This window comes from Pseudomonas sp. GW821-FHT09D08, from assembly GCF_059416305.1.
Genome location: NZ_JBWKOX010000006.1, coordinates 103,402 through 128,700, shown reverse-complemented (window position 1 = coordinate 128,700; position 25,299 = coordinate 103,402). Strand labels below are relative to the sequence as shown.

Sequence of the window (25,299 nt, the reverse complement as noted above, 5' to 3'; positions counted from 1 at the left end):
CCCCGCATCGTTTGTGGAAACTACATGAATATTCTGATCGTTGGGCCCAGTTGGGTCGGTGACATGGTGATGGCGCAGACACTGTTCCAGAGCCTGCGCGTGCGCTATCCAGATTGCCAGATCGACGTGCTCGCCCCCGAGTGGAGCCGGCCGATCCTCGAGCGCATGCCCGAAGTGCGCAAGGCCTTGAGCTTTCCGCTCGGCCACGGTGCCCTGGAATTGGCGACCCGCCGTCGCATCGGCAAATCCTTGGCGGGCCAGTACGACCAGGCGATCCTGTTGCCCAACTCGCTCAAGTCGGCGTTGGTGCCGTATTTTGCCGGCATTCCCAAGCGCACCGGCTGGCGCGGTGAGTTTCGCTACGTCCTGCTCAACGACGTGCGCACCCTGGACAAGGCGCGCTACCCGCTGATGATCGAACGCTTCATGGCCCTGGCCTATGCGCCGGGCGCCGAGCTGCCCAAGCCGTACCCGCGCCCCAGCCTGCAGATCGACCCGGAGACCCGCGATGCGGCACTGGCCAAGTTCGGCCTGGCCCTGGATCGTCCGGTGTTGGCCCTGTGCCCCGGTGCGGAGTTTGGCGAGTCCAAGCGCTGGCCGTCGGACCACTACGCCAAAGTCGCCGAGATGAAGATTCGCGAAGGTTGGCAGGTGTGGTTGTTCGGTTCGAAAAACGATCACTCGGTGGGTGAAGACATTCGCCAGCGCCTGATCCCGGGCCTGCGCGAAGAGGCCGTCAACCTCAGTGGCGACACGTCCCTGGCCGAGGCCATCGACTTGCTGTCCTGTGCGGACGCCGTGGTGTCCAACGACTCCGGCCTGATGCATGTGGCCGCTGCGCTGAACCGCCCGTTGGTGGCGGTGTACGGCTCCACCTCGCCGGGCTTCACCCCGCCGCTGGCCGACCAGGTCGAAGTGGTGCGCCTGGGGCTGGAGTGCAGCCCGTGCTTTGATCGCACCTGCCGCTTCGGCCATTACAACTGCCTGCGCCAATTGCTGCCGCAGCCGGTAACCGATGCCTTGCAGCGGTTGCAGGGCGACGTGGTCGAGGTTCACTGAGTTGCGGGTACTGGTAATCAAGACCTCATCCCTGGGCGACGTGATCCACGCCTTGCCGGCACTGACTGACGCGGCACGGGCGATCCCCGGCATTCGCTTCGACTGGGTGGTGGAAGAAGGCTTTGCTGAAATCCCCACCTGGCATCCGGCGGTGGACAAGGTGATCCCGGTGGCGATCCGCCGCTGGCGCAAGAACCTCTGGCAAACCTTCAAGAGCGGCGAGTGGCGGCGCTTCAAGCAGCAAGTCCAGTCGACCAAGTACGATCTGGTGATCGATGCCCAAGGCCTGTTCAAAAGCGCCTGGCTGACCCGCTACGTGCGAGCTCCGGTGGCCGGATTCGACAAACACTCGGCCCGTGAGCCGATTGCGGCGCGCTTCTACTCGCGGCGCCTGGCCGTGGCCCGTGGGCAGCATGCGGTGGAGCGTTTGCGCCAACTGTTCGCCGTGGCCCTCGGCTATGACTTGCCCAAAGGCTTGGGCGACTACGGCCTCAGCACCGAAAAACTGCTCGGCCTGCCGCCGAAAAAGCCCTTCGTCCTGCTGCTGCACGGCACCACCTGGGACACCAAGCATTGGCCCGAAGCCTACTGGCGCGAGTTGGCTGAACGTATGGGCCGCCTGGGCGTGGACGTGAAGTTGCCGTGGGGCAACGCCGCCGAAAAGGCCCGGGCGGAGCGCCTGGCCCAAGGCCTGAACAACGCCGAAGTGCTGCCCAAGCTGAACCTGGCCGGCGTGGCCCGGGTATTGGCCGGCGCCCGCGCCTGTGTGGCGGTGGACACCGGACTCGGGCATTTGGCGGCGGCATTGGATGTGCCGACCATTTCCCTGTTCGGCCCCACCAACCCCGGCCTGACCGGCGCCTACGGCAAGGGCCAGATTCACCTGGCCAGCGACTTTGCCTGTGCGCCGTGCCTGCAAAAACAATGTACCTATCAACCGACGGCCGACGACCTGCGTCGGTTCGACATCAAGCGCGAGTCGCCCCTGTGTTTCACGCGCTTGAACCCTGAGCGTGTGGCAACCCGGCTGAGCACGTTGTTACTGGCTGAGGAGCTGCACTGATGCAACTGGCTTTTGTTCTGTACAAATATTTCCCCTTCGGCGGCCTCCAGCGCGATTTCATGCGCATCGCCCTGGAGTGCCAGCAGCGCGGCCATCAGATTCGTGTCTACACGCTGATCTGGGAGGGCGACATCCCGCCCGGCTTCGAAGTGCTGGTGGCGCCGGTCAAGGCGTTCTTCAACCATCGGCGCAACGAGAAGCTCAGCGCCTGGATGCAGGCCGACCTGGCCAAGCGCCCGGTGGACCGCCTGATCGGCTTCAACAAGATGCCTGGCCTGGACGTGTACTACGCCGCCGACGGCTGCTTCGAAGACAAGGCACAAAACCTGCGCCATTCGCTGTACCGCAGTTTTGGGCGCTATCGCCACTTTGCCGAGTACGAGCGCGCGGTGTTTGCCAAGGACGCCAAGACCGAAGTCTTGATGATTTCCGAAGTGCAGCAGCCGCTGTTCATCAAGCATTACGACACGCCGCTGGAGCGCTTTCACCTGTTGCCACCGGGCATTGCCCAGGATCGCCGCGCGCCGCCGAATGCGGCCGAGATTCGTGAAGGCTTCCGCAAGGAGTTCAACCTGGGCGATGACGACCTGCTGCTGGTGCAGATCGGTTCCGGCTTCAAGACCAAGGGCGTCGACCGCAGCCTCAAGGCCGTGGCGGCGTTGCCGGCCGAGCTGAAAAAACGCACGCACCTGTTTGTCATCGGCCAGGACGACCCCAAGGTATTCCAACTGCAAAGCGCCACCCTCGGGCTGGGCGATAACGTGCAGTTCCTCAAGGGGCGCAGCGATATTCCGCGCTTCCTGCTGGGCGCCGACCTGTTGATCCACCCGGCGTACAACGAAAATACCGGCACCGTGTTGCTCGAAGCCCTGGTGGCCGGGTTGCCGGTGCTGGTCTCGGCGGTGTGTGGTTATGCCCATTACATCGCCGAAGCCGACAGCGGCCTGGTGCTGGACGAGCCGTTTGAGCAGGCTCAGTTGAACCAGTACCTGGCGCAGATGTTGACCGATTCTGCACAGCGCGCGGCCTGGGGCCGCAATGGGTTGGCCTTCGCCGAGACGGCCGACCTCTACAGCATGCCGCAGCACGCTGCGGATGTGATTCTGGCGGAGCCAAAACGATGAAGTTGATTCTTGCCGAACCGTTCAAGACGTTATGGGCCGGGCGTGACGCCTTCGCCGAAGTCGAGAAACTGCAAGGCCAGGTATTCCGTGAACTGGCGGCGCGTCGCACGCTGCGCACCGAGGTGGATGGCCGCCCGTATTTCGTCAAAATCCACCGCGGCATCGGCTGGGCGGAAATCTTCAAGAACTTGATCACCGCCAAGCTGCCGGTGCTCGGCGCCGGCCTGGAATGGGATGCCATTCACCGCTTGCAGGCGATCGGCGTGCCGACCATGACCGGCGTGGCCTTCGGCGAAAAAGGCAGCAACCCGGCGGACCAGCACTCGTTCATCATCACCGAAGAGCTGGCGCCGACCATCAGCCTTGAAGACCTGACCGTCAACTGGGTCGCCGAACCGCCCACACCTGCACTGCGTCATGCGCTCACGGCCGAACTGGCGCGCATGGTCGGCGACATGCACCGGGGCGGCGTGAATCACCGCGACTGCTACCTGTGCCACTTCCTGCTGGACACGTCCAGGCCGATCGACGCACGCAACATCAAGCTCTCGGTGATCGACCTGCATCGGGCGCAAATGCGCGCTCATCTGCCGCTGCGCTGGCGCGACAAGGACCTCTCCGCGCTGTATTACTCGGCGTTGGACATCGGCCTGACCCGGCGCGATAAATTGCGCTTCCTCAAGGGCTACTTCCGCCAGCCGCTGCGCCAGGTCCTGGCCGAGCAGTCGGCGTCTCTGAGCCTGATGCAACGCAAGGCCGACAAGCTCTACGCGCGCAAGCAACGTTACGGGGATGCGATCTGATGGCGGGTTGGAACCTGGAACCTGCCTACGCCGCCCTGGCGGATGATTTTGGAAGCCTCGAAGCGGTGTTTGCCCTGCAAGGCGAGCGGCTGACCCGCGACCCGCTGTCGGAAGTGATTCGCGTGGAGCGTGGCGGGGTCAACTACTACGTCAAGCGCTACACCGGCGCCGGCAAGGGCCTGCGGCGTTACCTGGGCAAGCCGCGGGTCAAGTCCGAATGGCAGAACCTCAAGCGCTTCGCCAAGTGGGGCATTCCCACCGCCGATGTGGTCGCCTGGGGCCTGGAGCGCAGCGGCCTGGCCTATGATCGTGGCGCAATGATCACCCGCGAGTTGCCGAGGACCGAAGACCTCTCGGTCCTGGCCGAACGTAAGGATGCGCGCCTGCGCGACCCCAAGTGGGTCAACGCGGTCAGCCGCCAGCTCGCCGAATACACGCGCACCATGCACGATCATCGCTTTACCCATAACGACTTGAAGTGGCGCAACCTGCTGATCGACGATCAGGCCACCCTGTACCTGATCGATTGCCCCAACGGTGATTTCTGGCGCGGTTTCTGGCTCAAGTACCGCATCACCAAGGACCTGGCCTGCCTGGACAAGGTGGCCAAGTATCACTTGTCGGCCACTCAGCGCCTGCGCTTCTACATGCAGTACCGTGGGTGTCGGCACCTGAGTGAGTCGGACAAACGGCGGATTCGCCACGTAGTGAAGTTTTTCGAGGGACGTGAATGAGTGATTTCCTGGCGGCTGAAGATCGCGCCCTGCTGGAGCGCCACGGCCTCGCGACATTCGACGCCCTGTGGGCCCGGCAACTGGACGCGGTGGACGAGCCGAACACCAGCCGTGGCGGCTGGAGCAGCGTGTTTCGCCTGGAGCTCGACGGCCACGGCTATTACCTCAAGCGCCAGAGCAACTACCTCACGCGCAGCTTGCACCGGCCATTGGGCGAGCCCAGTTTCTCCCGCGAGTTCCGCAACATCAGCCGTTACCGCAAGCTCGGGATCCCGGCGTTGCAGGCGGCGTTCTACGGCGAGCGCAAAGTCGCCGGTGAGCACCGCGCGATGCTGCTGACCCGTGCCCTGGACGGTTGGAATGACCTGGATTCATTGCTGGAGCAATGGGCGCAACTCAGCGATGCCCAGCACCGCGCGATCCTGCTGGCCTGCGGTCAACTGGCGCGCCGGTTGCACAGCGTCGGCCAGGTGCATGGCTGTTTCTACCCCAAGCATATTTTCCTGCAGGCTACTGGTGACGGCTACGCCGCGCAGTTGATCGACCTGGAGAAAACCCGCCCGCTGCTGTTCGGCTGGCGTGACCGGGTCAAGGACCTGGAGCCGCTGTTGCGCCGTGCGCCACAGTGGTCCGACGCCCAGGTGCGTCAATTGCTGGCGGCTTACCTCGATCAGCCCGAAGGCAGCGCCCTCGTCACCACCTGGCTGCAACGCCTGACGAAGCGGCGTAGCCACAAGGAGAACCGTTGATGCGCCTGTCCGAGTTGAAAAGCGCCGGCCGCACGCCGAGCCTGCCCCTCACCGTCGACCTCGCGGATGCCGCCGGCCCGGGGCAACTGCAACTGCTGAGCCTGTTGCGGGTGTTGCCGGGCGAGCGTTATGTGGGCGCGGCGATCTGGCGCGGGCGTCCGGTGCTGGCCAAGTTATTAGTGGGCGGCAAGGCCGCGCGGCATTTCCAGCGTGAACTCAGCGGCGTACGCCTGCTGGCCGAGCAAGGCCTGACCACCCCGCTGTTGCTCGCCGATGGCTTGCAGGACGGCGAGGGCGGCTGGCTGCTGTTCGAGTTTATCGAAGGTGCCGAGAGCCTGGCCGATGCCTGGCACGCCGTTGAAGCGCTACCGCCACTGGCCGACGAGCAAACCGCCGTGCTGGCCGAGGCCCTGGGTGCGATCGGCCAGATGCATGCCAAGGGCCTGTGGCAGGAAGACCTGCACCTGGACAACCTGCTGCGCCGGGACGGCAAGCTGTACTTGATCGATGGCGCCGGCATTCGTGTTGAAGAGGCCGGCAAGCCCCTGTCGCGCGACCGCGTGCTGGAAAACCTCGGGGTGTTTTTCGCCCAGTTGCCGAAAAACCTCGAGCCGTTTACCGAAGAACTGCTGGTGTACTACCTGCTGAGCAACGGCGAGCACGCCTTGCCCCTGCAAGCCCTGGAAAAACAGGTGCGCAAGGTCAGCGCCTGGCGTTTGAAGGACTTGTTGAACAAAGTGGGGCGCGACTGCACGCTGTTCAGCGTGGTGCGTGGCGCCTTTGCCTTGCGCGCGATCCGTCGCGAGGAAGAGCCGGCGATGCTGCCGGTGCTGGAGCAGGCGGATGCGTTGCTCGACCAGGGCCACCTGTACAAGACCGGTGGTGCGGCCAGCGTGGCCAAGGTCGATGTGGCCGGCCGGCCATTGGTGATCAAGCGCTACAACATCAAGGGCTTCGCCCATTGGCTCAAGCGCTTCTGGCGCCCGAGCCGCGCCTGGCATTCCTGGCGCGAAGGCAATCGCCTGGCCTTCCTCGGCATCGCCACGCCCAAGCCGTTGGCCGTACTGGAAAAGCGTTTTTTCTGGCTGCGCAGCCGCGCTTACCTGGTCACCGAATACCTGCCGGGCCCGGACATCATCGAGCGTTTCGCGCCCTATATCGAACACGGTGACGCGCCGGAAGATGAACTGCTGGCGCTGGACCAGTTGTTCGCCGAGCTGATTCGCGAGCGCATCAGCCATGGCGACTTCAAGGGCCATAACCTGTTCTGGGATAAGGATCGCTGGTCGCTGATCGACCTCGACGCGATGTGCCAACACAGCTCTGCCGCCAGCTTCGCCCCGGCGTATGCCAGGGACCGTGCGCGGTTTATGCGGAACTGGCCTGAGAGTAGTGCGTTGTATCAGCTGATTGATCAGCGTTTGCCGAAAGGGGTCCAGACTGGTGGCCCTCTGTAGCAGAGCTTGAGGGCAATATGAACGTAGAGGGGCGACCCAGAAGAACCTAAAACCTAGGATTAAATATCCCATGGCAGATGAAAAACTAACCCCTCCGCAGTTTCTGCTCTTTGAAAGTGAGAGTGAGGCGGAGCGTGTTGCAGAAGTTGTGGCAGCGAAACCGCCAAAAGGGGAGTTCAGCGACTTCATCGTCTATGTGGATGAAAGTGGCGATCACGGGATGCAGACACTTGATGTCAACTACCCCATGTTTGTTTTAGCTTTCTGTGTTTTCCATAAGAGGCACTATTGCGAAAAGGTCATCCCTGCCCTTCAAAAGTTCAAGTTCAATCATATGGGGCATGACCTTGTTGGCTTGCATGAGCTGGAAATCCGTAAGGAAAAAGGGGCGTTCTCCAGTATGTTTGTCTCTCGCCAAGACAAGCATGTTTTCCTGGAGGAGCTGACCAGCATCATTGAGTCGAGCAATTTCGTCTTGATCAGTTGTGTGATTGATAAAGCTACGCTTAGAGAGCAGCAAGGCCCAATACACAACCCCTACCATCTGGCTTTGGGCTTCTGTCTTGAGACGCTTCACGAGTTTTTACATGAGAAAAATCAGCAGAGCGCACTGACGCATGTGATTTTCGAGCGTCGAGGTCGTAAAGAGGATAACGAGCTTGAGTTGGAGTTTCGTCGGATGTGCGATGGAGCCAACCGTCCAGGTATCCGCCTACCATTTGACATCGTGTTTGCCACGAAGCAGGTCAACTCTACGGGGTTGCAGCTTGCGGATCTTGTTGCGCGCCCCATCGGCATGAGCGTTTTACGACCGGGCCAGGAAAATCGTGCCTTTGACGTGCTCAAACGCAAGTTTTATTGCAGTGGAGGGCGGAACAAGGTGGGAGAGGGCTTTGAAAATTGGGGGCTGAAAATTTTCCCTACTGCTGAAAGCGAAAAGCCCCGGTGAGACTCACCGAGGCTATAACGCCGACCGGGATCCCCCAGTCCATTTGCGGCAAATTCTATGTCCGCGATTTTAGAGTGTCAACGGGCAGCACCTGAGTAACCGACGGCCGTGGTTGTGCGAGTCTACTGACGCGTTCAATAGTAAGAACTGTTGCCTGAGCAACAGTTAACAGACAGTTGTTGCCCCAGAACGACAGTCTTCCTTCATGCGGAAACGTTACCCCCTTGATTTAATGCAATAAAAATCCTGGCACGGGCTCTGCAATGCCTCCTGGTGAACCCTTTCACCGGTCGCAGCGGAGCCCTGTATGACTTCCAGCTTTTCCTCGCTTTCCCGTTTGATCTGCCTTGGCGCCGCGCTGTTGCTGGGCCATGTCGTCAGTGTCCAGGCTGCCGAGGGCGATGAGGCCGTGCCGTCCCTGGCCGGCAAGCGCATTGCCGTGAGCATGACCGGCACCAGTCACTATTTCGATATCAAGGCGTTCCAGGCCCAGGTCGATGAGATCAAGCGCCTGGGCGGCACGCCGATCACCCTCGATGCCGGGCGTAACGACAAGAACCTGGTGACCCAGCTGCAAACCGTGGTCACCCAGAAACCCGACGCCGTGATCCAGACCCTCGGCACCCTCAGCGTGATCGACCCCTGGCTCAAGCGCATCAGCAAGGCCGGCATCCCGCTGTTCACCATCGATGCACCGTCCCAGTACAGCCTCAACAACACCACCTCCGACAACGTCGCCACCGGCAAGGCGTTGGCCGATCAGTTGATCAAGGACGCCGGCGGCAAAGGCAAGATCCTGGTGTTCAACGGTTTCTACGGCGTGCCGGTGTGTGCGATCCGTTATGACCAGTTGAAGCTGGCGCTCAAGGATTACCCCCAGCTGGAAATCATCCAGCCGGAACTTCGCGACGTGATCCCCAACACCGTGCAGGATGCTTATTCACAAGTCTCGGCGCTGCTCAACAAGTACCCGGCGGGCAGCGTCTCGGCGATCTGGTCGGCGTGGGACATTCCTCAGTTGGGCGCGAGCAAGGCGCTGATCGATGCCAAGCGCACCGAGATCAAGACTTACGGCGTCGACGGTACGCCGGAAGTGCTGGCGCTGCTCGGCCAGGCAAATTCGCCGGTGGGAGCGGTGGTGGCGCAGCAACCGGCGTTGATCGGCAAGACCGCTGTGCAGAACGTGGCGCGCTACCTGGCCGGGCAACGAGACCTGCCCAAGGAAACCCATGTGGCCACGCTGCTGACCACCGCAGCCAACCTGGACCAGGTTCAGCAACTGCGGGGTGACTGATGCCGGCACTGCACCTGCACCACCTGCGTAAACGCTTTGGCGCCACCCTGGCGCTGGATGACGCAAGCCTTAAAGTCGAACGTGGCAGCATCCACGGCCTGGTGGGTGAGAACGGTGCGGGCAAGTCGACCCTGATCAAGATCCTGGCCGGCATCCACAAGGCGGACGCGGGGCAGGTGAGTATCGATGGCCAGTCGTACGCCGCCTTGTCACCGCGCCAGGTGGATGCGCTGGGCGTGCAGTTCATCCATCAGGAGCGTCTGTTGCCCGCCAGTTTTACCGTGGGCGAGGCGCTGTTTTTCGGGCATGAATTGCGGCGCGGGCCCTTTGTGGATCGACGTCGGCAGCAACGTGAAGCCGAGCGCTTGCTGGCGGAATATTTTGATTTGCAATTGCCCGTCGGTGCGCTGGTGAGCGAGCTGAACAGCGCCGAACGCCAGGTGCTGCAAATCACCCGGGCGTTGATTCGCCAGCCCAAGATCCTGGTGTTCGACGAGCCCAGCGTGGCGTTGGTCAAGCGTGAAGTCGACCAGTTGCTGCGCATCGTCAAACGTCTGCGCGACCAGGGTTTATCCATCCTGTACATCTCCCATTACCTGCAGGAAATCGACAGCCTCTGCGATGAAGTCACGGTGCTGCGCAATGGTCGGGACGTGGCGGTGGTGCAGCCCCGGCATACGTCCAGCGCCGAGATTGCGCGGCTGATGGTTAACCGCGAGGTGCAGGAGATGTACCCCAAGGCCAAGGTTGCACTGGGAGCGCCGCTGTTGCAGGTACGCGGGTTGAGCCTGGCGCGGCGCTATCGGCAGATCGATCTGGACGTGCGGCGCGGAGAAATCGTCGGCCTGACCGGGCTGGTCGGCTCGGGAGCCAAGGAGTTGTTCAAGACACTCTTCGGTGTCGAGCGCGCCGACAGCGGCAGTGTGCATCTGGGCGGGCGTTTACTGCGCCTGCGTTCGCCGGCCCAGGCGATTGCCGAGGGCATTGCGCTGGTGCCGGAAGAGCGGCGCAGCCAGGGGATCTCGCCAGTGCTTTCGGTGCTGGAAAACCTCACGCTGGCGGGGCTCGGACGGTTCAGCCGCTGGGGCTTGTTGAGCCGCCGCAAGGAGCAGGCGGAAAGCCTGCGGCTGATCGACGAATTGGCAATCAAGGCGCCTGGGCCCCAAGCGGCGGTCAGCCAGCTCAGTGGCGGCAACCAGCAGAAGGTCGCCCTGGGGAAGTGGCTGAGCCGCCGCTCCGCCGTGTACCTGTTGGATGAGCCCTGCGTGGGGGTGGATGTGGGGGCCAAGGTGGAAATCTACCGCTTGATCGGACGCTTGGTGGAAGAGGGCGCGGCGGTGCTGGTGCTGTCGTCGGATTTGCCGGAGTTGTTGGGGATCAGTGACCGAATCCTGGTGCTGCATCGGGGTGAGATCGCCGGTGAATTCCGTGCCGGGGAGGCGGACAGCGATCAGTTGCTGGCCTGTGCGACGGGAGCCGTGGCTGCGGCGGCTTTAAGCGCTCGAGAGGTGGAACATGCTTGAAACGGCGACGCCTGGGTTATCGCAGCGGTTATGGGTGCTGGTGCTGCGCCGTGGGTCGGTGGGCGTGTTTGTGGCGATCCTGCTGGGGTTTGCCGTGGCTGCGCCGAATTTTCTGTCGGTAGGCAATCTGGCCAATGTGTTCAGCCAGTCGGCGATCCTCGGCGTGCTGGCCTTCGGGCTCACCTGCGTGATTATCGGCGGCGGCTCGAACGTGGTGGCTGGAGGGCTGGACCTGTCGCTGGCGGCCAACCTGGGCTTGTGCGCGGCGGTATTCAGCCGCCTCAATAATGCCGGCCTGGATCTCGGGTTGACGTTGCTGCTGACTCTGGGCTGCGGTTTGGCGGTCGGCTTGCTGAATGGGCTGGCCGTGGTGGTGCTGCGTTTGCCGCCGTTGCTGGCGACCCTGGCGAGCATGAATGTATTGGCGGGGCTGGAGTTGGTGTTGACGGAGAACACGGTGGTCTCCACGGACTCGCCGCTGCTGGACCTGCTCAGTGGTGGCACCTGGTTGGGCGTACCGGCCCTGGCCTGGGTGCTGCTGGTGACGGCGGGCGTGTTGACGCTGCTTATCCAGCACTCGGCCTATGGGCTGCGCCTGCATGCGGTGGGCGAATACCCCCAGGCGGCCGAAGCGGCGGGCATTGGAGTGCCCGTCTACGTATTGTCGAGCTATCTGCTGTCCGGTCTATGTGCCGCGGTGGCTGCGCTGTGTTCGGCGGCGTTCTTCAGCGGCAGCACCACCGGCTCCGGTGACATGCTGCTGTCGGTGGTGGCGATCGCCTTTCTCGGCGTGGTGTTTTCCCGCCGGCTGGTGGCGAGCATTCCTGGGACGTTGCTGGCGGCGCTGTTGATTGGTTTTCTGATCAATGGCTTTCAACTGCTTAACCTCTCCAGCTTCTGGGTCAATGGTGTGCAGGGCGTGTTGATCCTGCTGGTCGTCGCAGCCTCCAGTGCAGTGAACCGAGGGGCGACGGCATGAACGCACGCGCCGTATTGCCGCTGACATTGCCACTGGTATTCACCCTGATTGTCGTGGTGTTTGCGCTGCAAGCGCCGGGCTTCCTCAGTGCAGGCAACCTGCAAAGCCTGGTGCTGAACAACTTCGTGCTGCTGGCGATTGTCGCTATCGGCATGACCTACGCGGTAGCGGCCGGTGGCATCGACCTGTCGGTGGGCACGGCGCTGGACTTTGCCAGTTTCAGCTTTGTGGTGCTGCTCAATGGCGGCCATGGCTGGGCGGTGGCGGCCACGGGCGCGCTGGCGGCGGCGCTGCTGGTGGGGCTGGTCAACGCCGGCCTGATTGCCGGGCTGCGCATCAGTCCGTTCCTGGCCACCCTGGGCACCCTGTTTATCGGCACCAGCGCCCAGCAACTGCTCTCGGACGGCGGCCAGCCGATCTATATCAGCCAAGGCTTGAAGCCTGAGCTCACTGGGCTGACACCGCTGCTGGTGGTAGTGGGGCTGGCGCTGTTCTACGGCCTGGCCCTGGCGCGCGGACGCCTGGGCCGTGAGTTGCTGGCCCAGGGCACCCAGCCGCTGCTGGCGTATTACTCGGGGTTGTCGGTGCGGCGCATCGTCACCATCGTGGCCCTGGCTACCGCCCTGGCCTGTGGGGTGGCCGGTGTGTTGCTCAGCTCGACAGTCAGCGCCTATGTGCCGCTGTCCGGTAACGCGTTTTTGCTCAATGCGATTGGCGCGGTGTTTATCGGCACCACCTTGAGCCGACAGGGACGGGCGAATGTTCCGGGGACCCTGCTGGGCGTGTTGTTTATCAACGTGATCGCCAACGGGCTGCTGCTGATCGGCTGGAATTTCTACTGGCAGCAGGTGGCGACCGGGGTGCTGATCTTTATCGTGCTGAGCTTCAGTTTTGCCAGCCGGCGGATGCTGGAGCGCGTCTAGTGTTGCACCCCAAAGGCGGACTCCATCCGACGCTTGGGGGGCATGAGCAAACTCCCCTTATTACATAAACAATTTCAGGCGACCGCATTCCGGTGGTGAGCGGGCTTGTCCCGCGTTGGGTGCGAAGCGCCCCCCTGATGAAGACGAATGCGGGGTATCAGGTACTCCTCTGCACCCGGTTTTGGGGCTGCTGCGCAGCCCGACGCGGGACAAGCCCGCTCGCCACAGGGGTTCCGGTTTGCTGCGCGACAGCGCGGGGCCTCCCACATTGAAGGTGTGGTGCGTTCAGAATTGATACTCGGCACCCGCCCCGGCGTACCAGGAGCGCCCGGGCGCCGCTTCGTAGTAGCGGCCATTGCCGTCGCCGACGATCACCGAACCGACGTACTGGCGGTCCAGCAGGTTGTCCAGGCGCAGGGTCTGGTGGAAGGTCCAGTGTTCGACCTTCTGCTCGAACCGTGCGCGCCAGTTGAACACGCTGTAGCCCGGCGCAGCGTGTTGGCTGTTGGTGTCTTCGACGTAGACCTTGCTGCGGTACAGGCCTTCGACAGCGGTACTGACCCAGTCCCGGGGTTTCCAGTTCAGCTCGGCGAACAGCGTGGTTTGCGGCACGCCGGGAAGGTAGTTGCCTTTGTCCACGGGAGTTGTGCCACTGGTGAAGTCGCTGTCGTAGGTGGCTTGCAGGCGCGTGTACGCGAGGTTGGTGCTCCACTGTTCGCTGAGTTGGCTTTCGATGCCCAGTTCGAAGCCGCGGCGCAGGGTGCGGCCGGCGTTTTGGTAAGTGGTGCGCCCTCCGCTGGATTGCTGCACTACCAGTTCGTCCTCGGTGGTGATCTGAAAGAGGGCCGCATTCACGCGGGTGTCCTGGCCAATGCGAGCTTTCAGGCCGATTTCATACTGTTTGCTGACCGATGGCTTGAGCGCAAAGTTGAAGCCGTTCGCCGTGCTGGAGTACGCGGACTCGGCCTGGGTTGGGGTTTCGAAACCTTTGCCCGCGCTTACATAACCGTGCAAGTCAGGTGTGAAGGCGTACATGACGCTGACCGACGGCGTGTTCTTCTGGTAGGTCTTGCTGCCGCTGTCGTTGCCGTCGCTGAGGAAGTGATCGTCTACGTCCATTTCCATGGTGCTGTGGCGCAGGCCGGCTTGCAGGGTCCAGTCACCCAGCAACCAGTTGGCTTGCACGAACGGGTCGAGGCTGGTGGCGGTGTCGATTTCATCGCGACCCAAGGCCCCTTTGACACCATGCACCCCATTGACGGTGTTGGAATAACCTTGGCGATCATCCTGGCTGCGGTCGTAGTCGAGGCCGGTGATCAGGGTCAGGTCGCCGGGTGCGCTGGTGATGGGTTGCAGCCAATGGAGGGAGCCGCCATAGAACTTGCGGTCGAAAGCTACCACACCGCCGCGAGCGTTAGCCGGGTTGGCGGCGCCACTGCCGAACCTGTCCGGGATCGACAGATACTGAATCACACTCCGCCGCCCGGTATACCCGTTCACCTGCAGCGTCGCATCACCGAAATACCGCTCATAATTCATGCCCAATTGCTGATGATCGATACTTTTGCGCGTGTTGTACGTCAGCGCATTGCTGCTCACCGAACGCGGGTTGGCCTTGTAGGCGTCCCAGGTCTGCCCCAGTGGATCCTGGGTACCATTCTGTTCCAGGCTGCTGTAGATCAGCGCCAGCTTGCTGTCGTCATCCGGTTGGAAGTTGAGCTTGGCGAAGGTCTGGTCGCGACGGGCACTGCTGTGGTCGCGGTAGCCGTTGGTGTCCATGCGCGAGGCGTCGAGTACAAAGCCTGCGCCATTCGCCGCGCCTTCGGCGCTCAGGTGGTTCTTGTTCAGGCCGTCGCTGCCCACCAGGGTTTCGGCGCCGATGCGCGGCGGGCCTTCGCCATCGCGGGAAAACATCTGGATCACGCCGCCGGCATTGCTGCCATACAGGGTGGCAGCCGGGCCGCGCAGCACTTCGATACGCTCGGCGGTGTCGAGGTTGAACGTGGCGGCCTGGCCCTGGCCATCCGGGGTGCTGGCGGGGATGCCGTCGGCGATCAGCTTGATGCCGCGCACACCGAAGGCCGAGCGGGCGCCGAAGCCACGGGAGGAAATCTGCAGGTCCTGGGCATAGTTCTGGCGGTTCTGCACCACCAGGCCGGGCACGCGGGCCAGGGCTTCGGAAGCGTTGATGCCCAATTGGCCGTCGCTGATCTGCTCGCGGCCGATGCCGTCCACGGAGTAGGGCAGGTCGAAGGTCGGGCTGGCGCTGCGCGAGCCGGTGACGACGCTGGGGTCGAGGATCAGCGCGGGGTCATCAGCCTGGGCGACGCCGCACAGGGCGAGCAGGCCGGGCAACAACAGGTTGAAGCGAGCGAGGGGGGTCATGAGTCAGTCGGAATCCGTGGCGCTTAGGGTGTAAACGCGCAAAAGGGCGCGAGTTTAGTGACTGGGACGATTTTTATCATTCAGGAATTCGGCTACGCGACCCATCAGCGCGCTCGCACTGTGCACACGGCGATGGGGCAGGCGACTCTTGCCGCTAACAGCTTCCCACTGCTTTTGAGCTATAATCCCGCCCTTTAGCTGTTTCCTGCCCAGGCGGGAAGCACACTTTTTTCAGGCGCAACCCGCCTGCATGCAGACTAAAAGAGGCTAGACCCCTGTGGCATTGACGATTCTTGGCCTGTCCGGCGCCCTTAGCCATGATCCTTCCGCAGCCTTGTATATCGACGGCAAGCTGATCGCGGCCGCCGAAGAAGAGCGCTTCGTACGCGACAAACATGCAAAGAACCGCATGCCCTACGAGTCGGCGAAGTTCTGCCTGGAACAGGCCGGCATCAAGCCTTCCGACGTTGATGTGGTGGCGATCCCGTTTGCCCCGATCAGCCTGTTCGGCGAGGCGCGCTGGCACTACGCCAAGCGTTACTGGTACGCCCCGGACCGCGCCCTTGACGCGATCCTGATGGGCAACCGTCGCTACAAGCGCTACCGCAACAAGATCGTCTGGTGCCTGGAGCAACTGGGCTTCGATCCGAAGAAAATCAAGATCGAACCGGTTGAACACCACCTGGCCCATGCTTCCAGCGCCTACCACTGCTCCGGCTTCCAGGAGAAGACCGCGATCCTCGGCATCGACGGCAAGGGTGAGTACGCCACCACGTTCTTCGGCTACGGCGAGAGCGGCAAGATCCACAAGATCAAGGAATTCTACGATCCGGACTCCCTCGGCGGCCTTTACGGCGCGATCACCGAGTTCCTCGGTTTCGAGATGCTCGACGGCGAGTTCAAGGTCATGGGCATGGCGCCGTACGGCGATGCCAGCAAGTACGACTTCTCGCGCCTGGCCTCGTTTGAAAACGGCGAGTTGGTGATCAACACCGACTACGCCAACGTCATCGGCCTGCGCCGTTATAAAGAGAAGGGCAAGGGTTTCTACTTCTCGCCGAAACTGATCGAGTGGCTGGGTCCCAAGCGCGAAGGCGACATCGCCGACGAGCCGTACATCCACTACGCCGCCAGCATGCAGGCGCTGTTTGAAAAGCTGGCCTTGCAGATGATCGACCATTACCTGGGCGACATCCTCAAGGACACCGGCAAGCTGGCCTTCGCCGGCGGCTGCGCGCTGAACGTCAAGCTGAACCAGAAGATCATTGCCCGTGACGACGTGAAAGAGCTGTTCGTGCAACCGGCGTCCGGCGATGCCGGCACTGCTGTCGGTGCCGCCGCGTACGTGTCCCACGCCCGTGGTGTACCGGTGGAGAAGATGGAACACGTCTACCTCGGCCCGTCCTACAGCAACGAAGACGTGATCGCCGCCTGCGCCAAGCACGAGAGCAAGCCGAACTGGCGCAGGATCGAGAACATGCCCAAGCGCATTGCCAAGATCATGGTCGACGGCAACCCGGTGGCCTGGTTCCAGGGCCGCATGGAGTTTGGCCCGCGCGCCCTGGGCGGTCGTTCGATCATCGGTTGCCCAAGTGCGACCGGCGTGGCCGACCGCATCAACCACCAGATCAAGTTCCGCGAGCGCTGGAGGCCTTTCTGCCCGTCGATGCTCGACACCGTGGCGCCGCAGATGATCAAGGTCGATCACCCGGCGCCGTTCATGACCTTCACCTTTGAAGTGTCGGAAGAGTGGAAGACCCGCGTGCCGGAAGTGGTGCATGAAGACGGTACCTCCCGCGCCCAGGTGCTCAAGCGCGAATACAACCCGCGCTACTACGACATGATGAAAGAGCTGGAAGTACTGACCGGCAACGGCGTGTCCCTGAACACCTCGCTCAACCGTCGTGGCGAAGCGATGATCTGCTCGCCGACCGACGCGCTGAACATGTTCTTCGGCTCCGACCTGCAGTACCTGATCATGGAAGACATCCTGGTCGTCAAAGACGGCGTGGACCCTTATGACGCGCTCGGCTGAACGCCACGTCCTGCAGTTCTGCCATGGCTATGACGGGCCGTTCCTGGACTGCGCGCGGCAGTACGCCAGTTTGTTTGCAGGCTCCGGCTACAAGGTGACCACGGTGTTTCTCACCGGGGTCGCCGACCCGCACGTGGCCGCCGGTTGTGCGTCCGATGAAGTGTTGTTCATGGAATTCAGCTCCAAGGCCATCCGTGGCCTGAAGCTGGGTGCCATCCGTGAACTGCGCAAGATCGCCGCGTCGCGCAACTTCAGTTTTTGTATCGCCCACCGTTTCAAGCCGATCTACATCGCCTTGCTCGGCACGCGGCTGCCGGTGATTGGCGTGCATCACGCCTTTGGTGACTACCAGCGTCGCAGTCGCAGGCTGTTTGCCGGGATCTTCCGCAAGCGCCTGAGCCTGCTGGGGGTTTCCGACGCGGTGCGTGACGATATGCGCCGCTGCCTGCCGACCTGGCCGGCGGCGCGCATCCAGACGTTGTACAACCGCATCGACGTCGACGCCTTGCAGGCCACCCAGGTGCCTGCACATGAGGCGCGTGACGCGTTGGGGTTGTCGCCGGACGAATGGGTGGTCGGCAATGTCGGTCGCCTGCACCCGGACAAGGACCAGGCCACGCTGCTCAAGGGCTTTGCCCAGGCGCTGGCGCACTTGCCGGCCGAAAGCCGCCTGGCGATCCTCGGCAGCGGGCGCCTGGAGCAGGACCTCAAGGCCCTCGCACGGGAGCTGGGCATTGCCGACAAGGTGTTGTTCCTCGGCCAGGTGCCGGAGGCGCGCCGGTATTTCCGTGCCTTCGATGTGTTTGCCCTGAGCTCCGACCATGAACCCTTTGGCATGGTGCTGCTGGAAGCCATGGCGGCCGGCGTCCCGTTGCTGGCCACGGCCTGTGGCGGCGCGAAGGAAGTGGTCGAAGGCGTGGGTATCCTGTTTCCCTTCGGCGATGCCGAGCACCTTGCCCAGGGGCTGCGGCACCTGGCAGCGATGGACCAACACCAGCAACGGCAGTGCGCCGAGATGATGCTGGAGCGCCTGCGCGAGCGTTTCTCGGATCAGGCGGTACGCGATACCTTCTGGCAATTGCCGCACGTTATTGAACTGACCGCGGGGGCTTGATGCTCAATCGATTCCAAGGCTGGCGCGAGCGTGGCTGGTCCGTCGTCGACGCGCCGGTCTACAGCGATGCCTGGCAACGTTTTGGCGGCAGTGTCGCGACCCACCCGCAAGTGATCGAACGTCTGGCCGGGCTGGCCGACATCCCCGTGCGTTACCTGGCCTGGGAGCAGGGCGGCGAGCTTCAAGCCTGCATCGCGACCTGGGGGCGCGACCTGGCCTTGTCCAAGGATGTGCTCAAGCAGCGCGGCAAAAAAGGCCTGTTCGACCTGGGCAACGCCGAGTTGATCCTGCCCGCCGCGCCTGCAGCCCAGGCGCCCTTGCGGCACCGTGCGCGCTATTTGTCGGCCCTGAATGAAGGCCGTTTCAGCGGCCTCAAGCTCCAGGCCGAACAGTTGGCCATGGCCCGCACCCCGGAAGAACTGTCGAAGAAGTTTCGCTACAACCAGCGTCGCGAACTGCGCTTGCTCGAAGAGGCCGGTGGGGTGGTGCGACCGGTGAGCGAGTTTTCCAGTGGGGAATTGGCCGCGATCTACTGCGATCTGTTCCTGCGCCGCTGGGGCTTTGTCGCCACCGGCGCCGAGCGCATGGCCGAGGTGATCGAGCTGCTGCGCGAATGGCTGATCGGCTCGGTGATTTTCCTCAATGATGCGCCCATCGCGGTCCAGTTGGTGTACCGGGTCGAGTCGCCGGAGTGGATCAGCGTGGAGTACGTCAATGGCGGCGTCGACCCTGAAACCCGTGCGTTCAGCCCGGGCAGTGTCCTGAGCTTCCTCAACACCCAGGGCGCCTGGGAACAGGCCCGTGAAGTGGGCAAGCCGCTGCGTTTCTCCTTCGGGCGTGCCGACCGTGAGTACAAGGACCGTTGGTGCAACCCTGTGCCGGTGCTGACCGTATGAGTCGCAAACAGCAATTGCTCAAGCGCCATCGGCGCAACAAACGGGTCGGTTTGCTGATCGGCTTGCTGTTGCTGGTGGTGATCGGTATCTGGGTGGCTTGGTGGCTGCCGCTGGTGCTCGGTGTGCTGGCCTGGGCCGCCCACGAGGCATGGTTTGCCGACCATTTGTTTTATGCGCCCAACGAAGACTACCGATACCGGTTTTCGGCGGATGCCGAGGTGGCCGGGGTTCGCTTTGACGGTGACCGGCTGCGGGTGGATTCGCCGCTGCAAGCCGAGGCGACCCTGGTATTGGCTATCAAGGTCAAGAGTGGTTGGTTGGGACGTTTCCTGGATCCGGCCATTGAGATTCTGGGCGGCGAGAGCACTGACCGACAGGCCTTCGAGCGCGGGGTGAATGGCGTTCGCTACCTGAACCTCAGTGGCTGGGCGTCGGCCCTGATGTCCGGTGAGCTGCGCTTGCGCGGACGTTTTTGTACTGTGCAGGGCGCTCCTCGGCTGTGGGCCTGGGGCACGCCGGATTATTCGGCACAGCGGGTCATGGTTATCGCGCCTCATGCCGACGATGCCGAATTGGCTGCCTTCGGTCTTTACAGCCAGGCCGACAAGCCATGGATCGTGACCCTTACCGCCGGTGAAATCGAAGCCGAGCACTATCAACGCATGGGCCTGGATCCGGTCGAGGCCGCGCGGACCAAAGGGCGCCTGCGCGCCTGGGACAGCATAGCCGTGCCGCTTTGGGCCGGTGTGCCACAGTCACACTGCGTGCAGCTGGGTTACTTCTGCCTGCAACTGCCGGCGATGCGCGCTGCGCCTGATCAGCCGATCGCTTCGCGCGAGGCCGACCTGTCGGATACCCGCCTGTTCCGCCAATTCAACCCTTTCCCGTTGCCGGCGGATGCCGATGGCCTGCCGACCTGGCAAAACCTGCTCGCCGATCTGCGTCAGTTGCTGCTGACCGCGCGCCCTGAAGTGATCGTCTTGCCCCATCCGGTCCTGGATCCCCATCCGGACCACATCTGCGCGCAGCAAGCGGTGATCGAAGCCTTGCAAGGTCTGGAGTGGCAGCCGACCACCGTGCTCGGCTACGCCAACCACCTGCATGACAACGACCGCTGGCCCATGGGCGACGCGGGCGCCGGAATTGCCCTGCCGCCGCTGTTCGATGACACGCTGGAACTGTGGCCGTGCAGCCTGTCGCTGTCGCCGGCCCGGCAGCGCGACAAGGCCATGGCGCTGGGCATGATGCATGACCTGCAACCCGCCCCGCCGTTCAAGCGGCGTGTGCGGCGCTGGCTGCAACGGGTCTTGGCGGGGCGGGCGCGGTCGCCTTATGGTGAGAACGAGTTTTTCCGCAAGGCCGTACGACGGCATGAGTTGTTCTGGCGTTTGTGACGGCAGTTGTGAAAGGGAAGGTCATGAAAGTTTTGTTTCTGGTACAGAAAGAACAGCGCGCGATTCTGGATCGCCTGTACGAAGGCATTGCCGAGCACTGCGAGTGTGATACCCGCTGGCTGAGCAGTGCTGAGCAGCGCAACCTGCGCGGTTACTTCAAGCGTGAAGTCGACGTGAGCCGTTATGACCGCATCGTGTTCTTCCTGCGGTTCAAGCAGGAGATTCGCCAGGCCGGCTTTATCCGTACGATCCCGAACCTGGTGATCCTCGAACACGATGCCTACCAGAACTACATTCCCTGCAAGTACACGGGCAAGTTCAGTGCCCACTACCGTCGGTTGCCGTGGGCGCGGGTCATCAGTTCGGGGCATATGGTGACCGAACGCCTGCGCGCCGAAGGCTTCGATGCGGTGTTCGTGCCCAAGGGCTACGATCAGGCGCTGTTGCAGGCCCAGGGGCTGGAGCGCGACATTGAGCTGGCCTTTGTCGGCAGCACCAACAGCGTGGCCTACAGTGGTCGCAAGGCATTGCTCGATGAGTTGGCCCGCGTTGAACCTTTGGTGGTCACGCGCACCAAATCCGGTGAGGAATACTGCGCAACCCTCAACCGGATTCGTTTTTTCGTCAGTGCCGACGTGGGCATGGGCGAGTATATGATCAAGAACTTCGAAGCCATGGCCTGTGGTTGTGTGCTGCTGGCGTTTGACCAGGGCGCCGCGGAAAACCAGGCCCTTGGCTTCAAGGACATGGTCAATGTGGTGTTCTACAAAGACATTCCCCAGTTGCAGGAAAAACTCGCTGCATTGCGATCCAACCCTCAGTTGGCGGCCGAGATTGCGCGCAACGGGCAAGACCTCGCGGTCAGCCAGTTCAGCTTTGCGCGCATCGGCCAGCGCATTGTCGAGGTGCTGAAGCCACCGCTGCGACCCCGAGCCCCGTTGAATTTGCTGGAAAAGTTGCGCTTGAAATTGGGCGTTTGATATCTGCCAGGTGGCCGCGATTAGTGGCCTTATGATATTATCGAGGCTTGAATGCAATTCTCCGCTCAAAGCGATATAACGCTCGTCGTGACCAGTTGTGGTCGCTTCGATTTGCTGAAGCGCACGCTCGCGAGCTTCGATCTGTTCAATACAGCGGCCATCCGCGAAGTCTTCATTACCGAAGACTCTGGCGATGACGCGGTACGCCTGGCGATTCCTGAGCACTGGCTCGGCCATTGCACGTTCCTGATCAACCGCCCGAAACTGGGGCAATTGGCATCCATCGACTTGGCCTACGGCTCGGTCAAGACCCCGTACATATTCCATTGCGAAGATGATTGGGCGTTTTATCGACCCGGCTTTGTCGAAGATTCCAAGACGGTCCTGGAGCAACGCCCCGATATCCTGCAAGTCTGGTTGCGTAACTACGTCTACGACCTGCAGGTGCACAGTCCCTATATCCATCTGGGGGCGCGTGAGCTGATTGGTGGGGTGCCTTGCTATCCTTTGCTGTCCGATAAGCCTGACTGGCAGGGGTTCTCGCTGAACCCGGGCCTGCGGCGTATCAAGGAATATTGGTTGTGTGCGCCCTATGCCGGGTTTGAAGGTGAGAAGGGGCTTTCCAGGCGTTACGCGCAGCTGAACCTGGCCGCCGTTACCCTGGAAGGTGATGCCGTTTTGCACACCGGTTTTGGTTTGCATGTGGCGACGGCAGGAGAGCGCTTGAACAAGGTACGGCGTAAGCGACGAGAGCGGGTCAAGCTGGCCGTCATGCTGATCCTGGGGGTCGGTATCGGTTGGTTGATCCATTAGTAAGTACGACGAGCCGCACCCACACCGCATAAGGTTTTTTCGATGAGTATTCTCAACATCATGTGGGCTGGTGGCTCTGCATTCGCTTCGGTGCAGAAGGTTCATCAGCAGATATTGTCCCAGGCCGACAGCGAGGTACGGGTGCACACCTGGTTGCTTCAGGGCAGCGCCGAGAGTAACGATGGCTTGGTCAAAGAGGCCGTCGAGTGGAATCTCTCATCTGCCAGGCTCAAGGGACGGCACCTGTGGAAGTGGCTGATGCCCTGGATGCGTGCGCGCTTCCAGAGGGCCCTGCCTGAAGATGTGCAGGTTGTGTTGCTTGATGGCATCGGTGTCGCACGCGTGCTTTTACCGGTGCTAAAGCATTCGCCGCAGGTGCGCGCCGTGGTGATTTTTCATGGTGTCACGCGCTTGCGCAAAGCTGATCGCAAGCTCGTCGAGCAGCTTCCAGCGTCGCAACTGACCCTGGCGGCCGTGTCGCAAACCCTCGCCAGCTCCCTTGAGCGTTACTTGCAACGGCCTGTGGCGGTGCTGCGCAGTGCCTTCGATCCTGCTGTGTTCCGTGCCGCAGTGCTTACCCGTGAGCAGGCGCGCTCCCACCTGGGACTGCCATTGGATGGCTCGCTGGCAGTGGGTGCGGTAGGTCGACTGGTAGACGGCAAGGGGTTTGGCTGTTTGCTGGAGGCCTTTGCCAGTGCGACGGCCGATCAGCCGGATGCGCGCCTGGTGATCATCGGCGAGGGGCCGGCGAGGCCCAGGCTCGAGGCGCGTATCGAGGCGCTTGGCTTGCGCGACAAGGTGTCCCTGCCGGGGCATTTTCCTGAGGCGGCGACCCTCTATCGGGCATTTGACTGGGTTGCCATTCCGTCCACGGAAGAGGGCCTGGGGTTGATCCTGCAAGAGGCGGTGATGGCCGGTGTGCCGGTATTGACCAGTGAGCTGGCGGTGTTCCGCGAACAACTGGGTGATGCCGGCTGGTACGCGCCCGTAGACAGCACCGCGTCCTGGGCCGACCTCCTGAACCGTGCGTTCAGGAGTTCCAGTGCACAGGTTGTCGAGGCTCAGTCGCGGGCGTTGGCGCCGGAGCAAGCCTGGAATGATTTCACCGAAACCACCCGGCGGCTGTTCTCATGCCGCTAGCAGCGCTTGCTCCAGTGCTTGCATTGGAAAGCGTTCGTTCAGCTTCTCGCGCGCAATATAGCGCGCGAAGTGTTGCAGGTTGCGCCTTGCCAATTCAGGGTTCAAGGGCGCGCGCAGGAAGCGCATGTCGGCCACGTCGATCAGGCCCATTTCATTGTCCGGTGTCACGACAATATTGCCCAGGTGCAACGAGCGGAAGTAGATGCCCGCGCCATGCAAGCGGCGAATAAGGGCCACGAGCGGGTCGAGGTTCGTGCGCCAGTCAAAGCCTTCACGGCTGGAAATCTGGCGCAGCGTTTCGCCCGGCAAAGGACGATAGAGTACGGCGGTCATGCCGGGGGGCGTCAGTTGAAAGAACGCGAGCACGGTCATGGTCGGGATGCCGCGCTGTTGCAACTGCGCCACATTGTCGATGAAACGCTTGGAGTACGGGCGAAACAGCGCGGACGACAGCAGGCGCTTGCGGCGAAACAGTTTGAGGATATTCCCGTCGGTCAGCAGGTAGACTTTGGGGCCATAGCTGTCCTGTTCCAGGATTTTGGCACCTTCAATCATCGCGGTTAAATCGGCTTGGGAAAGCCTTGAACATTGCATCGTCGGAAAGCCTTGTGGGAGTCGCGGGCACAGTGATCGGTAATAATGCCGAAAGTTTTGGGTTTTAACCATGCCGGGTTGGTGGGTTGAACGTATTCAGGAGCGGGTGATGCAAGCAAGTCGTTGGGCGCAGGTATGGATGGTTTTCGGGTTACTTTGGTTTTTGTTGGCGATTGCCTTCGCGCCGACCAATAAGATCTATCAACAAGGCTTGACGCTGTTTTTGTGGTTGCCGGCAATGGTGTTTGCCTGGTCGGCGCGTGAGCGTCTCAAGGAAGTCTGGCGCGAACAGCGCTGGCTGTGCCTGCTGGTCGCTGCGCTCGCCGTCTGGGGGCTGGTCAGTCTGTCGTGGACCAACGTCGAAGACCCGTCGCGCGAGGCCAAGCGCCTGCTGTATATCGGTGTGTTCCTGCTGTTTTTCCCGGTGTTTGCGTGTGGTCGAACCGAACGCGTCATTCGTGTGATGCAGTGGGGCGGTTTCGGGCTTGCCTTGTCGTCGCTGGTGGCGATCGTCAGGTTCTATGGTGTTGAGCAGAATGCCTGGACTGCCCGCCTCGAAGGTTTAGGGCAGTTGGCCCACCCGATCCTGGGCGCCTACGTGATTGGCCTGGCTGCGGTTTGGCTGTTGCACTGGTTGCCCCGTGGTCGTTGGATGCAAGTGGCGTGGGTGCTGTCTATCGGTTTTCTCGGACTTTTCGTGGTATTGAGCCAAAGTCGTGGTGCCGCACTGGCCTTGTTGCTGACTGTGGTGGCGATGCCCGCCTGGTGCCGAGACCGCCGTAGCACGGTGATTGCGATCGGCGCGGTCATTGCGGCGCTGGCGGTGTTCTTCGCCATGCAATCCCTGATGCTGGCCCGTGGCGTGTCTTACCGCCCGCAGATCTTCATGGCCGCCGTGCAGATGATCAGCGAGCGCCCGTGGACCGGCCTGGGGCTGGGCGGGGACTACAAGGTATTTGCCGACAACCTCTTTTTCGATCACTCCCACAACCTGTTCACCCACGTGAGCATCGAGTTGGGCCTGCCGGGCCTGCTGCTGTGGTGCGGCCTGTGGTTCGGGGTGCTGTGGCAGGCCTGGAAGGCCCGCGACACGCTCTATGGCAAGGGCATCATCGGCATGTGGGTGTTTTCGTTCCTGGCCATGCAATTCGATGCCGCCAGCCTGACCGGCACGCCGCGGGCCGAGTGGTTTATCTCCTGGTTGCCGATTGCCCTGGCCAGTGTTTTGGTCTGGGCTCGGGCCAAACCCGACGCGTGTGATAAAGTTCGCGTCCTACCCAATCAGTGAGCT

The 25,299-nt window shown here is 62.3% G+C and carries 22 protein-coding genes; 20 read left to right on the top strand and 2 right to left on the bottom strand.

The genetic code is table 11. The annotated features are described in order from the left end of the window. The first annotated feature begins 24 nt into the window (after nucleotides 1-24). The 12 genes from waaF to AC07OP_RS13540 all read left to right on the top strand — a co-directional run bounded on the left by waaF (nucleotide 25) and on the right by AC07OP_RS13540 (nucleotide 12,657). Nucleotides 25-1,059 (top strand): lipopolysaccharide heptosyltransferase II, encoded by a 1,035-nt coding sequence (waaF, locus tag AC07OP_RS13595; protein WP_495101353.1) that lies wholly within the window; start codon nucleotides 25-27, stop codon nucleotides 1,057-1,059. Between the two features lies 1 nt (nucleotide 1,060). Then, nucleotides 1,061-2,122 carry a lipopolysaccharide heptosyltransferase I gene (gene waaC / locus AC07OP_RS13590; RefSeq protein WP_027604955.1) on the top strand — a complete coding sequence of 354 codons (1,062 nt, stop codon included), beginning with the start codon at nucleotides 1,061-1,063 and terminating at the stop codon, nucleotides 2,120-2,122. Continuing rightward, nucleotides 2,122-3,246 (top strand): glycosyltransferase family 4 protein, encoded by a 1,125-nt coding sequence (locus tag AC07OP_RS13585; RefSeq protein WP_495101352.1) that lies wholly within the window; start codon nucleotides 2,122-2,124, stop codon nucleotides 3,244-3,246. Before waaC ends, AC07OP_RS13585 begins: the two co-directional genes overlap by 1 nt. Next, nucleotides 3,243-4,049, top strand: coding sequence for a lipopolysaccharide core heptose(I) kinase RfaP (gene rfaP, locus AC07OP_RS13580; RefSeq protein ID WP_115486431.1), 807 nt, complete (start codon nucleotides 3,243-3,245; stop codon nucleotides 4,047-4,049). The genes AC07OP_RS13585 and rfaP overlap by 4 nt, the downstream gene beginning before the upstream one ends. Then, complete coding sequence (locus AC07OP_RS13575; protein ID WP_027604952.1) at nucleotides 4,049-4,783, top strand: lipopolysaccharide kinase InaA family protein; 735 nt, start codon at nucleotides 4,049-4,051, stop codon at nucleotides 4,781-4,783. The genes rfaP and AC07OP_RS13575 overlap by 1 nt, the downstream gene beginning before the upstream one ends. Then, on the top strand, nucleotides 4,780-5,532 hold the full coding sequence (locus AC07OP_RS13570; protein WP_027604951.1) for a lipopolysaccharide kinase InaA family protein: 753 nt from the start codon (nucleotides 4,780-4,782) through the stop codon (nucleotides 5,530-5,532). The genes AC07OP_RS13575 and AC07OP_RS13570 overlap by 4 nt, the downstream gene beginning before the upstream one ends. Next, complete coding sequence (locus tag AC07OP_RS13565; protein ID WP_495101351.1) at nucleotides 5,532-6,989, top strand: lipopolysaccharide kinase InaA family protein; 1,458 nt, start codon at nucleotides 5,532-5,534, stop codon at nucleotides 6,987-6,989. The genes AC07OP_RS13570 and AC07OP_RS13565 overlap by 1 nt, the downstream gene beginning before the upstream one ends. A gap of 70 nt (nucleotides 6,990-7,059) precedes the next feature. Continuing rightward, on the top strand, nucleotides 7,060-7,938 hold the full coding sequence (locus tag AC07OP_RS13560; protein ID WP_495101350.1) for a DUF3800 domain-containing protein: 879 nt from the start codon (nucleotides 7,060-7,062) through the stop codon (nucleotides 7,936-7,938). Between the two features lie 307 nt (nucleotides 7,939-8,245). Then, nucleotides 8,246-9,232: a sugar ABC transporter substrate-binding protein gene (locus tag AC07OP_RS13555; RefSeq protein WP_495101349.1), complete on the top strand. Its 987-nt coding sequence runs from the start codon at nucleotides 8,246-8,248 to the stop codon at nucleotides 9,230-9,232. Continuing rightward, a complete protein-coding gene (locus tag AC07OP_RS13550; protein WP_495101348.1) occupies nucleotides 9,232-10,755 on the top strand; it encodes a sugar ABC transporter ATP-binding protein in 1,524 nt (507 codons plus the stop codon). The genes AC07OP_RS13555 and AC07OP_RS13550 overlap by 1 nt, the downstream gene beginning before the upstream one ends. Next, the gene (locus AC07OP_RS13545) at nucleotides 10,748-11,734 is read left to right on the top strand and encodes an ABC transporter permease (RefSeq protein ID WP_108573639.1); all 987 of its coding nucleotides are present in this window, start codon (nucleotides 10,748-10,750) and stop codon (nucleotides 11,732-11,734) included. The genes AC07OP_RS13550 and AC07OP_RS13545 overlap by 8 nt, the downstream gene beginning before the upstream one ends. Beyond that, complete coding sequence (locus AC07OP_RS13540; RefSeq protein ID WP_141605386.1) at nucleotides 11,731-12,657, top strand: ABC transporter permease; 927 nt, start codon at nucleotides 11,731-11,733, stop codon at nucleotides 12,655-12,657. Before AC07OP_RS13545 ends, AC07OP_RS13540 begins: the two co-directional genes overlap by 4 nt. Before the next feature lie 285 nt (nucleotides 12,658-12,942). Here AC07OP_RS13540 and AC07OP_RS13535 read toward each other — a convergent pair whose 3' ends face one another. Further along, the gene (locus AC07OP_RS13535; protein ID WP_495101347.1) at nucleotides 12,943-15,042 is read right to left on the bottom strand and encodes a TonB-dependent receptor family protein; all 2,100 of its coding nucleotides are present in this window, start codon (nucleotides 15,040-15,042) and stop codon (nucleotides 12,943-12,945) included. Nucleotides 15,043-15,319: 277 nt separating this feature from the next. Between AC07OP_RS13535 and AC07OP_RS13530 the strand changes: the two genes are divergently transcribed. From AC07OP_RS13530 to AC07OP_RS13500, 7 genes are read left to right on the top strand one after another with little or no spacing between them, the layout of a single operon-like run. Further along, nucleotides 15,320-17,077 carry a carbamoyltransferase family protein gene (locus AC07OP_RS13530; protein ID WP_495101346.1) on the top strand — a complete coding sequence of 586 codons (1,758 nt, stop codon included), beginning with the start codon at nucleotides 15,320-15,322 and terminating at the stop codon, nucleotides 17,075-17,077. After that, entirely contained in the window at nucleotides 17,061-18,191 is a 1,131-nt protein-coding gene (locus AC07OP_RS13525) for a glycosyltransferase (RefSeq protein WP_141156579.1), read from the top strand. The genes AC07OP_RS13530 and AC07OP_RS13525 overlap by 17 nt, the downstream gene beginning before the upstream one ends. Then, nucleotides 18,191-19,087: a GNAT family N-acetyltransferase gene (locus tag AC07OP_RS13520; protein WP_495101345.1), complete on the top strand. Its 897-nt coding sequence runs from the start codon at nucleotides 18,191-18,193 to the stop codon at nucleotides 19,085-19,087. The genes AC07OP_RS13525 and AC07OP_RS13520 overlap by 1 nt, the downstream gene beginning before the upstream one ends. Further along, on the top strand, nucleotides 19,084-20,481 hold the full coding sequence (locus AC07OP_RS13515; protein WP_495101344.1) for a PIG-L deacetylase family protein: 1,398 nt from the start codon (nucleotides 19,084-19,086) through the stop codon (nucleotides 20,479-20,481). The genes AC07OP_RS13520 and AC07OP_RS13515 overlap by 4 nt, the downstream gene beginning before the upstream one ends. Before the next feature lie 23 nt (nucleotides 20,482-20,504). Continuing rightward, complete coding sequence (locus AC07OP_RS13510; RefSeq protein ID WP_495101343.1) at nucleotides 20,505-21,461, top strand: glycosyltransferase family protein; 957 nt, start codon at nucleotides 20,505-20,507, stop codon at nucleotides 21,459-21,461. Nucleotides 21,462-21,512: 51 nt separating this feature from the next. After that, complete coding sequence (locus tag AC07OP_RS13505) at nucleotides 21,513-22,274, top strand: glycosyltransferase family 2 protein (protein ID WP_115486423.1); 762 nt, start codon at nucleotides 21,513-21,515, stop codon at nucleotides 22,272-22,274. A gap of 42 nt (nucleotides 22,275-22,316) precedes the next feature. Continuing rightward, nucleotides 22,317-23,414 carry a glycosyltransferase gene (locus tag AC07OP_RS13500; protein WP_495101342.1) on the top strand — a complete coding sequence of 366 codons (1,098 nt, stop codon included), beginning with the start codon at nucleotides 22,317-22,319 and terminating at the stop codon, nucleotides 23,412-23,414. On the opposite strand, the gene AC07OP_RS13495 is transcribed toward AC07OP_RS13500, so the two are convergent. Further along, nucleotides 23,403-23,969 carry a BUD32 family EKC/KEOPS complex subunit gene (locus AC07OP_RS13495; protein WP_495101408.1) on the bottom strand — a complete coding sequence of 189 codons (567 nt, stop codon included), beginning with the start codon at nucleotides 23,967-23,969 and terminating at the stop codon, nucleotides 23,403-23,405. The two genes, AC07OP_RS13500 and AC07OP_RS13495, sit on opposite strands and share 12 nt — an antisense overlap. Before the next feature lie 148 nt (nucleotides 23,970-24,117). Between AC07OP_RS13495 and AC07OP_RS13490 the strand changes: the two genes are divergently transcribed. Then, nucleotides 24,118-25,296, top strand: coding sequence for an O-antigen ligase family protein (locus AC07OP_RS13490; protein WP_495101341.1), 1,179 nt, complete (start codon nucleotides 24,118-24,120; stop codon nucleotides 25,294-25,296). Nucleotides 25,297-25,299: the final 3 nt, after the last annotated feature.

Coding starts and splice junctions, on each gene's coding strand:
- waaF (WP_495101353.1), top strand. CDS start 25: ATGAATATTCTGATCGTTGGGCCCAGTTGGGTCGGTGACATGGTGATG.
- AC07OP_RS13585 (WP_495101352.1), top strand. CDS start 2,122: ATGCAACTGGCTTTTGTTCTGTACAAATATTTCCCCTTCGGCGGCCTC.
- rfaP (WP_115486431.1), top strand. CDS start 3,243: ATGAAGTTGATTCTTGCCGAACCGTTCAAGACGTTATGGGCCGGGCGT.
- AC07OP_RS13575 (WP_027604952.1), top strand. CDS start 4,049: ATGGCGGGTTGGAACCTGGAACCTGCCTACGCCGCCCTGGCGGATGAT.
- AC07OP_RS13570 (WP_027604951.1), top strand. CDS start 4,780: ATGAGTGATTTCCTGGCGGCTGAAGATCGCGCCCTGCTGGAGCGCCAC.
- AC07OP_RS13565 (WP_495101351.1), top strand. CDS start 5,532: ATGCGCCTGTCCGAGTTGAAAAGCGCCGGCCGCACGCCGAGCCTGCCC.
- AC07OP_RS13560 (WP_495101350.1), top strand. CDS start 7,060: ATGGCAGATGAAAAACTAACCCCTCCGCAGTTTCTGCTCTTTGAAAGT.
- AC07OP_RS13555 (WP_495101349.1), top strand. CDS start 8,246: ATGACTTCCAGCTTTTCCTCGCTTTCCCGTTTGATCTGCCTTGGCGCC.
- AC07OP_RS13550 (WP_495101348.1), top strand. CDS start 9,232: ATGCCGGCACTGCACCTGCACCACCTGCGTAAACGCTTTGGCGCCACC.
- AC07OP_RS13545 (WP_108573639.1), top strand. CDS start 10,748: ATGCTTGAAACGGCGACGCCTGGGTTATCGCAGCGGTTATGGGTGCTG.
- AC07OP_RS13540 (WP_141605386.1), top strand. CDS start 11,731: ATGAACGCACGCGCCGTATTGCCGCTGACATTGCCACTGGTATTCACC.
- AC07OP_RS13535 (WP_495101347.1), bottom strand. CDS start 15,042: ATGACCCCCCTCGCTCGCTTCAACCTGTTGTTGCCCGGCCTGCTCGCC.
- AC07OP_RS13525 (WP_141156579.1), top strand. CDS start 17,061: ATGACGCGCTCGGCTGAACGCCACGTCCTGCAGTTCTGCCATGGCTAT.
- AC07OP_RS13520 (WP_495101345.1), top strand. CDS start 18,191: ATGCTCAATCGATTCCAAGGCTGGCGCGAGCGTGGCTGGTCCGTCGTC.
- AC07OP_RS13515 (WP_495101344.1), top strand. CDS start 19,084: ATGAGTCGCAAACAGCAATTGCTCAAGCGCCATCGGCGCAACAAACGG.
- AC07OP_RS13510 (WP_495101343.1), top strand. CDS start 20,505: ATGAAAGTTTTGTTTCTGGTACAGAAAGAACAGCGCGCGATTCTGGAT.
- AC07OP_RS13505 (WP_115486423.1), top strand. CDS start 21,513: ATGCAATTCTCCGCTCAAAGCGATATAACGCTCGTCGTGACCAGTTGT.
- AC07OP_RS13500 (WP_495101342.1), top strand. CDS start 22,317: ATGAGTATTCTCAACATCATGTGGGCTGGTGGCTCTGCATTCGCTTCG.
- AC07OP_RS13495 (WP_495101408.1), bottom strand. CDS start 23,969: ATGATTGAAGGTGCCAAAATCCTGGAACAGGACAGCTATGGCCCCAAA.
- AC07OP_RS13490 (WP_495101341.1), top strand. CDS start 24,118: ATGCAAGCAAGTCGTTGGGCGCAGGTATGGATGGTTTTCGGGTTACTT.